General features: G+C 59.3%; 8 protein-coding genes. 3 read left to right on the top strand and 5 right to left on the bottom strand.

The features are described 5' to 3' along the window. The coding region (locus tag QZ377_RS02045; RefSeq protein ID WP_291439073.1) for an amino acid--tRNA ligase-related protein at positions 1-683 on the bottom strand (683 nt) is incomplete at its 3' end. 197 nt (positions 684-880) lie between these two features. Here QZ377_RS02045 and QZ377_RS02050 point away from each other — a divergent pair. Both QZ377_RS02050 and QZ377_RS02055 read left to right on the top strand, forming a co-directional pair. After that, a complete protein-coding gene (locus QZ377_RS02050; protein WP_291439075.1) occupies positions 881-1603 on the top strand; it encodes a response regulator in 723 nt (240 codons plus the stop codon). Beyond that, entirely contained in the window at positions 1600-3039 is a 1440-nt protein-coding gene (locus QZ377_RS02055; protein ID WP_291439077.1) for an ATP-binding protein, read from the top strand. The genes QZ377_RS02050 and QZ377_RS02055 overlap by 4 nt, the downstream gene beginning before the upstream one ends. Positions 3040-3113: 74 nt before the next feature. Here the strand turns inward: QZ377_RS02055 and QZ377_RS02060 are convergent, their stop codons facing one another. Next, on the bottom strand, positions 3114-3827 hold the full coding sequence (locus QZ377_RS02060) for a class I SAM-dependent methyltransferase (RefSeq protein ID WP_291439080.1): 714 nt from the start codon (positions 3825-3827) through the stop codon (positions 3114-3116). A 313-nt stretch (positions 3828-4140) separates the two neighbouring features. Between QZ377_RS02060 and QZ377_RS02065 the strand changes: the two genes are divergently transcribed. Then, on the top strand, positions 4141-4617 hold the full coding sequence (locus QZ377_RS02065) for a hypothetical protein (RefSeq protein WP_291439082.1): 477 nt from the start codon (positions 4141-4143) through the stop codon (positions 4615-4617). Between the two features lie 260 nt (positions 4618-4877). Here the strand turns inward: QZ377_RS02065 and QZ377_RS02070 are convergent, their stop codons facing one another. The 3 genes from QZ377_RS02070 to QZ377_RS02080 all read right to left on the bottom strand — a co-directional run. Next, positions 4878-7796: a diguanylate cyclase gene (locus QZ377_RS02070; protein WP_291439084.1), complete on the bottom strand. Its 2919-nt coding sequence runs from the start codon at positions 7794-7796 to the stop codon at positions 4878-4880. A 99-nt stretch (positions 7797-7895) separates the two neighbouring features. After that, the gene (locus QZ377_RS02075; RefSeq protein WP_291439087.1) at positions 7896-8837 is read right to left on the bottom strand and encodes a DNA polymerase III subunit delta'; all 942 of its coding nucleotides are present in this window, start codon (positions 8835-8837) and stop codon (positions 7896-7898) included. Positions 8838-8851: 14 nt separating this feature from the next. After that, positions 8852-9504, bottom strand: a 653-nt coding sequence (locus QZ377_RS02080) for an adenylosuccinate synthetase (protein ID WP_291439089.1), incomplete at its 5' end; no start/stop codon positions are given.

Consider the following 9504-nt stretch of genomic DNA (forward strand, 5'->3'; position numbering starts at 1 on the left):
GTATTGGAATTTTCCGCACGAAAGGTCGGGCCAAAACTGTATACCCGGCCAAGGCCCGTGGCCAGGGCTTCGGCCTCAAGCTGGCCTGAAACCGTCAGGTTGCACTGGCGGCTGAAAAAATCCTGATCCAGGTTTTTCGCGCCAGGCTCAAGCGTGGTCACGCGGAACATCTCGCCCGCGCCCTCGCAGTCAGCGCCGGTAAGCACAGGGGTATGCACCCAGGCAAAGCGGCGGCCACGGAAAAAATCGTGAACGGCAAAGCCCGCCTCGGACCGGATGCGGAATACGGCTCCGTACTTGTTGGTTCGCGGCCGCAGGTGGGCAATGGTGCGTAAAAACTCGTCGGAATGGCGTTTTTTCTGCAAAGGAAAACTTTCGGGGTCGGCCAGGCCGTAAACCTGCACTTCACTCGCGCGCACTTCCCACTGCTGCCCTTTGCCCGGCGAAGGTACAAGTTCGCCCGTCACGCGCACGGCAGCCCCTGTGGCCGCATCGCCGAGGCCCTGATGGGCGGGGGTATCCGCGTCCACGATGCACTGCATGTTGGCGAGGCAGGAGCCGTCGTTGATTTCCACAAAGCTGAAATCCTTGGCGTCGCGGCGTGTGCGGATCCAGCCGCACAGGACTATGGCGGGCTGGGCCGAGGTGGAGTTGAGGGCGTCGATAATCAGGGTTCGCTGCATGGCAGGCTCCTCGATGAATGGAATTTGTGCAAGTGTAGCGCTTCCGCCGGGCAGGCTCAAGGGCGGACCGGCCGTAGGCTTGCGCTGCTCCTGTCTGCGGCGCAGGCGGTCGGGCGCGCCATTGAAAGTTCCCGGCCGCGGGCTTAATGTATACCGGGTACGCCTGAAAATATGCGGAACAGACACGCAGGGGAAACATGGAACGCCGACAGACCATATGTCTTGTGGATGACGACCGGGAAATCCTGGACCTTTTGTCCGGCTATCTGAAAAAGCACGGCTTTGAGGTTCGCTGCGCCGAAAACGGCGATGCGCTTATGGAGCTTTTGCGCCGTGACAGGCCGGATCTTATTGTGCTGGATGTCATGATGCCCGGGCAGGACGGCTTCATGACCTGCCGCGAAGTGCGAAAGCAGTGGCGCATCCCCATTATTTTTCTGAGCGCGCTTGGCGAAAGCACTGACCGCGTTGTGGGGCTGGAGCTGGGCGCGGACGATTACATGGCCAAGCCTTTTGAGCCTCGCGAGTTGCTGGCGCGTATCCGCAGCGTACTGCGGCGTAACGAGGGCCTGCCTGTTCCGGCCAGAGAAAGCGGCAGCATGCATTTTTCGGGCTGGCGTCTGGACAGGGCGTCCCGCTGTCTGCAATCTCCCTGCGGGGTTATGGTGAACCTGAGTGGCGCCGAGTATCGTCTGCTTATGGCTTTTCTTGAAAATCCGCAGACAGTGCTGAGCCGCGATGCCCTTATGGACCTGACCCAGGGCCGCAATGCCGGGGCTTTTGACAGAAGCATCGACGTGCAGGTGAGCCGCTTGCGCACCCGCCTGCGCGACAAGGGTGGTGAAAAGACCGCGCTCATAAAGACCGTGCGCGGCGACGGCTATATCTGGACAGCGGATGTGCGCCGGGAAAACGCATGAATACCGACCGCCATCTGCCCAAAAGCCTGTTTTCACGGCTGAGCCTTTTTTTGCTCGGGGCTTTTTTTATTCTGCACACCGTGACCATCCTGACTGTGGCCGACTTTTTTGAACGCCATATGGTGCAGAACATGCTGGCCAACCACAGCGCCACCATAGCCCTGTGCGTCCGCATGTTTGAAGCGGAACCAGCGCAGGCCAGGCCAGCGCTCATGAGCAGCCTGGCGCGGTTTTCAGATGTGCGCGTGGAAATGCTGGATAAAAATCCTGATATGCCGCAGGGAACAGACACGCTTTCGCGCTTTTTTCTGGAGCATATCCGTGAGGCGCTGGACGATCTGGCCGTACCCGGTCAGCAGCCGAGGGCCATGCAGGCGCAGGTGCGGGTGATCATTCTCGGCAAAGAGGCCGGGCAATGGGCCTCGCTTTTTGAAAGGTTTTTTTCGTTGTGGGACGTGTCCGGCTCGTTCGACGCCCGCCTGACCATAGAACTTGCCGACGGCTCCTGGCTGGGCATCAGTTACGATGGCCCCGCCCACCGCGCTCACCTTGAAGACATGCCCTTTGTGGTGCTTGGTCTGGAACTTGTTGTTTTTGCGGCCTTGCTGCTGCTCATTGTCTACAGGCTGGTGCGTCCCCTGCGCACTCTGGCGCGAGCCGCGGAAAAATTCGGTTCCTCGCAGCGTATGCCCCACATGATACCGGACGAAGGCCCCAGTGAGGTCCGCCACGCGGCACAGGCATTTAACGCCATGCAAAAGCGCATCAGCGGCATTATGGAGGAGCGGGAACGGGTTTTCGCCGCCCTGTCGCATGACCTGCGCACACCGCTCACCCGTATGCGCCTGCGGCTTGAAAGCGCGCCGCCCGGCGCGTTTCGGGAGAAAATGCTTGAAGACGTGCAGAGCCTGCACTCCATTGTGGAAATGGGAACGGCCATGACCCAGTGCCACAGGCATACGGAAGACCGCGTCAAGGTAGACATGCAGGCCTTTCTTGGGGCCATTGTGGAAGACCGCCGCGAAATGGGGCAGGATGTCGTGCTGGCCGGTCCGGAGCTTGAGCTTCTGGCTCTTGTCTATCCCGTGGCCCTGCGCCGCTGCCTGGACAACCTGCTGGATAATGCCCTGCGATATGGGCGGGAGGCGGTTCTTTCCGCTTCAGTGCAGGCCTTGCCCGGCAGAAAAAGCGTGCTGCGTGTGGATATTGACGACAAGGGGCCGGGCATGCCCCCGGCCTTGCTCGAAAAGGTTTTTGAGCCGTTTTTTCGTGTGGAAGGTTCGCGCAACCGGCATACGGGTGGTCACGGACTTGGGCTGTCCATTGCCCGCAGCATGGCAGGCCTGCACGGAGCCGTGCTGTTTCTTGAAAATTTGCCCAAGGGCGGCCTCAGGGCGCGGCTGGAGTTGCCGCTGATGGATGAACGCCACGCCTGAGGCCGCAAGGTCCGCCACAGGCGAAAACATGTTCCGGGCCAGCGGACTGCGCAGGCGTCCGGGCTGTCGTGGCCTTACAGGCCTGCCCTGCCGAGCATATAGGCGCAACGCTGCGGGCGGCTGTGGATAAGGGTACGCCGCAAAATGCGAAAACCGTGCTTGCGGGCCAGGCATTCCACATCTTCATGCGACAGGCGGAATGTATATTCCGAGGGCCGCCGCTGGCTTTCGGGCTTGCGCCAGTCTTCGGTATGGTACTGGTTGTTGGTCACGCTGTTATATCTGTTGCTGATGACGTCAAAAACAAAGACGCCGCCGGGCTTCAGGCAGGGCCTGTAGGTTTCCATAAAGGCATCAAGCGATGTGCCGGGCAGGTGGTACAGCCAGTTGACCGACAGTATGGCCCCCTGATTTTCAGGAAGGCGGGTGGGTGACAGGGCGTTGTCCTGCCAGGTTTCCAGGCTGTGTCCCAGATATTTTTGCAAATGCTCGCTGAAGTGCAGCACCCGGGGGTCAATGTCGCTGCCCGAAAGCCGGGTAAAGCCCTTGAGGGCCAGCCACAGCAGGTTGGCTCCGCTGCCGCAGCCCGGCTCAAAAACAGGAGTATCCTGCGGCAGGTAGCGGGCAATCCAGCCGCAGGGAATGCATACATGGCGGCGCGGCGTTCTGTGCGCCACAGCCTCTACATGCCATGGCGGCGAATCGCACTGGCTGCCGGTTTCTTTAAGAAAACGCAAAGGAACGGGCAGAGAATGCCCAAGGGGCCACCTGTCGCGCAAATACTCCATGCCCTGTCGGAAAATACCCGTTGCAATCGGCGCGGGAGCAGGAACCTGTAGCCGTGAAAAAGCGGTTTCATTATGCATGGTTCCATATATAGCAGCGGGCGGGCGGCAAACTGTGTGCCCAGTATGACAAATTGTAACAAAGTGTTGCAGGCGCTGTGACGTATAAAAACGCGCATGGCCGCGCAACGGGACGAAGCGGTACTTTTCATTTTTCTAAACTTTATATAGACTGGCTGAGGCAGGGCATCATTTGCGGCCTTAGTGCCGTAAGGCGTCTGCCTGCCGTACATTCTGTACCGTTGAGGGAGAAGGCATGAACAAAATATTTGGCATTCTGGCCCTGATCTGTGTTCTGGCAGTGGCGGGCATCGCGGCGGCTGCCACGCCGCAGGCAGGCAAGCCCGTGCAGGACAAACCCGAAAAAGGCGCGGATCGCGTGACAGTGGTCAGCGTATCCGTTGAAGGCACGGACAGCATCGGAGCGCGTCTCGGCACGAGCCTTAAAGAGCGCTTTAACAAAAGCAGCCTGTTTACCCTGAATGACGATGAAGAAAAGGATCAGCCCAAGCTGTACGTCATGCTGGAAACCAAGGCGGAATTTCCGGACCGCCCGGGCGTGGGCTCGGTCTATTCGGTGTGCTGGGTTTTCAAGCAGGGCAAGGGGTATCTTGGCTATCTTCTGGCCCGCGAGCTTGGCACCGTCAATTACGAAGAGGTTGATGGCCTGGTGGACAGGCTGGTAGAGCGCACTGACGGTATCGCTGCCAAATACAGCAGCCTGTGGAAGTAACGGTAACGCCGCGGAGTGGCTACAGCCATGTCCGCGGCGAATGTGCCGGATTGGTGCGCAGGCATCAGCCATTCAGGGTAGAAACGTGTTTTGCCCAAAAAGCTCCCCATCATTCGGGGAGCTTTTTTTGTTCTTGCGGCAAGGGCTTGCAGTGGGGGCATTCTGTTTTTGTGGTTCCGCGCAACAGAAGCGGGCAGCCTGCCCTTTATTCTGCAGGAGCATCAGGCACAAGACAGGGGTTGTTTCAAGCGTTGGGTGGCTTAGGCCTGCCCTGATTCCGATGGGTTCATGCGCGGGTCATCGTAGAAGACGTACCGGTTTTTGCCGAGTTGCTTGGCACGGTACTGGGCGTTGTCTGCCCGTTGGAGGGATTCTTCATAGGACGTTTCGCTGCCGTCAAACATATAGATGCCGATACTGGCGCTGATGTTCACGGCTTTTCCATCGCGGTCGAACTGCATGGCCAGAGCCTTGAGCACGGATTCTGCCCGTGTGGCAACGGCGTTACGGGTGATGCCCATGGCAAAGACGCAGAATTCGTCGCCGCCAAAGCGGCCCACGGCATCCACATTGCGGAAGATGCGCCTGAGGGCGTCAGCGGCATCAATCAGGGCAACGTCACCGGCCATATGCCCCAGGTTGTCATTAAGTTCCTTGAAGTTGTCCAGGTCAAGAAAGAGCAGGGCGTGTGTCTTGTCGTCCTTTAGCCGGACGGGCATGTTCTGCATGACCTTTTCGCGAAAGGCCACCTTGTTGTAAAGATCCGTCAGGCTGTCACGCTGTGACAGACGCTCCAGCTCGGCTCTGCGGCGCACCTCTTCATCAATGTCCACAATTTTTCCCACAATATGCAGGGGCGCGTTTTTTTTGCTGATGCGGGTGGTCTGCACCCTGCACCAGATGTAGCGTCCCTGTGCCGTGGGAATACGCATCACGCTGAAAACAGTGCGTTCTCCCGCCCGTACCCGCCGCCGCATTTCCGTAAGGGCGGGCAGGTCGTCGGGGTGCACTATCTGATCATTGCGCGGGCGCCCGTCAGGAGTGAACATGGGGGTACTGTCACGGCCGAATTTGGTGACAAAATTGGGCGAACAGGTGAACTGCTTTTTTTCCATATCCATATCAAAAATAATGTCCTGCGACTGCTCCAGCAGGATGCGGTAACGCTCTTTTTCCTGCTCCAGCTCTTCCTGCATATGCTTTTGCTCGGTGATGTCCACCACCACGCAGTCCAGGCAGGGAAGGGCTATGGCCTGCCCCTCGCTGGACCATGTGCAGCGCAGCAGGGCCGGTATGGGCTGGCCGTTTTTGCGGCGCAGGCGCAGTTCCATATTGACGGAAGAATTTTCCGCGCGGCGGCTTTCAAGCAACTGGAACAGGTTTTCGGACTCTTCGGTGCTCAGAAAATCGGCCAGGCAGGGATTTGAAGGAGGATTGTCGCTATAGCCCAGCAAATGCCAGAACCCGCTGTTGGCATTGCGGATGTCCAGGCGGGGATTGTTGATGAGGCTGATGACGCCGCCGTTGATGTTGTTTGCCATATTGGTGAGGCGGCGCTCGCTCTCCTGCACGGTTCTGCCGCTCTTGCGCCGCAGATAGGCAAGGAAGGCAAAAAAAGCCAGGCCGAAAAGCAGCATCTGCCCCAGAACCGCCAGCAGGGTGCGGTGCTCGTAGACCATATCCGAAAGGCTCATGGGCGAGGCCACAGCGGAAATGTTTTCAGAAATGATCTGGCTTTTGCTTTTTTCGTCGATGTTCATGAGCAGCTTGTTGAGAATGTTCAACAGGGGCGGCGGCATGGCTGTGCTGACAGCCATGCGGCTGTCTTCAACGCCGCTGTGCTCCTGTAGGGACATTATTTCGCGAAAGCGGGGCCTGGCGAGCAGATAGTCCACTTCAAAGCTGGTTTGCAGCAAAAGGTCTGCCTGGCCCGTGAGTACGGCCTCAAGGCAGCACTCGATGTCAGGATATGAAACCACGCGCAAGGCGGGAAAATTGGCATTGAGGTACACGCGCCCGCCGCGCCAGACGTCGGGTATGGCCACGCGCAACGGAGCGTCGGGCGGAATTTCGGAAAATTTTTTGCTGTACAGGTTCAGCCCGATGCGCAGCACAGGCGAGGTCAGCGTATACAGGGAGCTGGAATTGCACGTTGTGGAGTACATCACACCGGCGCACAGGTCTATTTTGCCCTGCCTGAAATAGTCGTTCAGGTTCATGTCCGGATCATCCATAGGCACAAATTCGAAAACCAGGCCGCTGGCGCGGCTGAGCCTGCGGAGTATGCCCGGCAGGATGCCCCGTGTTTCGCCTGTGTTTTCATCGTGCCAGATCAGGGGCTTGCGCGTGGGGCTGTAGCCCACGCGCAGGGGCGGGCAGGAGCGTACGAAGTCTCTTTCGGCCTTGGTAAGCGGCGTCTGGTAGCTGCGCCACAAATGGGTCCGCGAGAGCTTGTTTTCCAGATCGGGCTGTTCCAGCTTCAACTGGGCTATGCCGTGCTCCAGTTCTTTCATGAGCTGGGCATTGTTGAGGCTGGTGATATAGAAAAAAGGCCTGGGATCGTATTTTGCCAGCACCGTTTCGCCTGGCTCAAGGCTGATGACGGACGTCAGTATGGCGTCAATGTTTCCGGCTTTCAGCGCATCGCGGGAGTCTTTGGCAAGCCTGAAAGGAATAAGCTGTGGCGCGGTAAAGCTGTTGCGGCTGGCGTAGCCCATAAAGTCTGCCCGCCAGGGGCTGTCGCTGGTGACACCTATGCGCAGGCTTTCAAATTTTTTGAAGTCTTCGTAAACAAGGGGCGTATCTTTGGCGGCGACAAGGGCGGTGTAGGTGATGCCGCTGGCATATGGAGAATACAGAAAGCGCCTGGCGCGCTCGGGCGTGTGCAGCGCGCCGCCGAGAAGGTCTATCTGGTTTCTTTCCAGTGCGTTCAGGGCGGCGTGCCAGGTATCAAAGTTGACAAACTTTACCTGCCAGCCGGTGTATCTGCTCACCTGCTCAAGGTAGTCAACGTCATAGCCGACGGGGCGGCCGTTTTCCAGATCGTGAAAACCGCCCATGGGAAAAATGCCCACCTGTACAGTCCGGGAAGCAGCCTGGGATGGCGAACTCCAGAGAGCCTGTACAATGCAGAAAAGCATCCAGGCCAGAAGTTTCAGGACGCGAAAGTTCCTGCGCATGTCCCTTTGCCCCCATCAAGACTCGTATGCAAGCACGCAGCCCGGCCATGCCGCCCCCGGCACAGCTCCGGCGGCAGCGAAAATCCGGTATGTCTGTCGTCAGTTGCGGGCCACTGCCGCAACGTGCGGCTCTGCCCGCGCACTCCGCAGGCGCAGCACGTATATGCGCGCGGCCAGGGCTTCAACGGCCCTTGCCGGGGTAAGCCCGTATTGCAAGGCATCCTGTGCCTCTGTCAGCCATTGGCAGACAAGGGCCAGGTCTTGCGCGCCCAGGTTTGCCAGAGCCGTATCCAGCGGAGAAGTGTTATCAGTTATTATTTCAGAAAGTATACGGTTTATGGATTTCTGACAACACAGTAAAAGGCGTCCGGCCTGGGCGGCGTCCAGTGCGCCCTTGGCGGCCAGTGCGTCCAGAAGCCCCTGGCCGGTCAGCAGAAAATGGGCCAGCTTTTCTTCCCACGGGCGCATGGCGTCATCTGCGGCACGGCTGTCGGGCCAGGGTAGGGTAAGGCAGAAAGAACGGGAAACAAGGGTGGGCAGCAACTGTTCGCGCTGTGGCGTGAGCAGGACGAAAACCGTGGTGGCCGAGGGTTCTTCCAGTGCCTTGAGCAGGGCATTGGCAGCCTCGTCGCGGGTAAGGGAAAGGCCCATAAGCAGAACAACGCGGCGCCCGTTCCCGTGGGGGGCGTCGCGCAGGCGGCTTTTAAGCTCCCGTACGCGCTCCATGTTGAAGGCGCGTACGGGGCCGGGATTTTCTTCGTCTTCGCGGTTGCTGATGCGGCCGTCGTAAGCGGCAAGGTCAAGGTGCTCACCGGCTGCAATCTGCAGACAGGCAGGACAGGCAAGGCACGGTGCGCCGGAATGGGCCGCCTGCGGGCAGTTGATGCGCGCTGCCCAGTAAAGGGCCATGTCACGCCGCTGGGCCTCGCTGCCGCCTTCAAACAGCAGCACCTGGGGCGGGGCCGCACCCAGACGGTTCAGCGCTTCCTTCAGCCCGTCAAAGGCCGGAACAGCAATAGCCGAAAGCATGGGCGCGGTCATGGCGCGGCTGCGCCTCAGCGCACGATGGTCTGTCTGCGCTCGGCGCCTACGGAAACCAGGCTCACCTTTACACCGACAAGCTCTTCAATTCGCGCGATGTAGGTACGCACGGTTTCGGGCAGATCATCAAAGCGGGTGCACTCGGTAATGTCTTCCTCAAAGCCGGGCAGGTCTTCGTATACGGGCGTGACCTTTTCAAGCGCGCCTTCTTCCTGCGGCATGTAATCAAGCTTGCGGCCTTCGTACTCATAAGCCACGCAGATGCGCAGGCCGGGCAGGTTTTGCAGCACGTCAAGTTTGGTCAGGGCGATGTCGGTCATGCCGCACAGGCGCACGCTCTCGCGCAGCACCACGGCGTCCAGCCAGCCGCAACGGCGCGGGCGGCCCGTGGTGGCTCCGAATTCGTGTCCCTGGGTGCGCAGGTAGCTGCCGGTGTCGTCAAGCTGTTCGGTAGGAAAGGGGCCGGAGCCCACGCGGGTGGTATAGGCCTTTACGATGCCCACCACGCGGTGCAGGGCCGAAGGACCCACGCCGCAGCCCGCGGACGCGTTGCCCGACACGGTATTGGAGGAAGTGACAAAGGGATATGTGCCGTGGTCGATATCCAGGTGAATGCCCTGCGCGCCTTCAAAAAGAATGTCGCCGCCCTGTTCCTGGATTTTCTGAA

The organism is Desulfovibrio sp., assembly GCF_019424165.1.
Lineage (GTDB): Bacteria > Desulfobacterota > Desulfovibrionia > Desulfovibrionales > Desulfovibrionaceae > Desulfovibrio.

Bases quoted from the DNA above. Each gene is read 5' to 3' on its own strand.
- QZ377_RS02050 (WP_291439075.1), top strand. From the start codon at position 881: ATGGAACGCCGACAGACCATATGTCTTGTGGATGACGACCGGGAAATC.
- QZ377_RS02055 (WP_291439077.1), top strand. From the start codon at position 1,600: ATGAATACCGACCGCCATCTGCCCAAAAGCCTGTTTTCACGGCTGAGC.
- QZ377_RS02060 (WP_291439080.1), bottom strand. From the start codon at position 3,827: ATGGAGTATTTGCGCGACAGGTGGCCCCTTGGGCATTCTCTGCCCGTT.
- QZ377_RS02065 (WP_291439082.1), top strand. From the start codon at position 4,141: ATGAACAAAATATTTGGCATTCTGGCCCTGATCTGTGTTCTGGCAGTG.
- QZ377_RS02070 (WP_291439084.1), bottom strand. From the start codon at position 7,796: ATGCGCAGGAACTTTCGCGTCCTGAAACTTCTGGCCTGGATGCTTTTC.
- QZ377_RS02075 (WP_291439087.1), bottom strand. From the start codon at position 8,837: ATGACCGCGCCCATGCTTTCGGCTATTGCTGTTCCGGCCTTTGACGGG.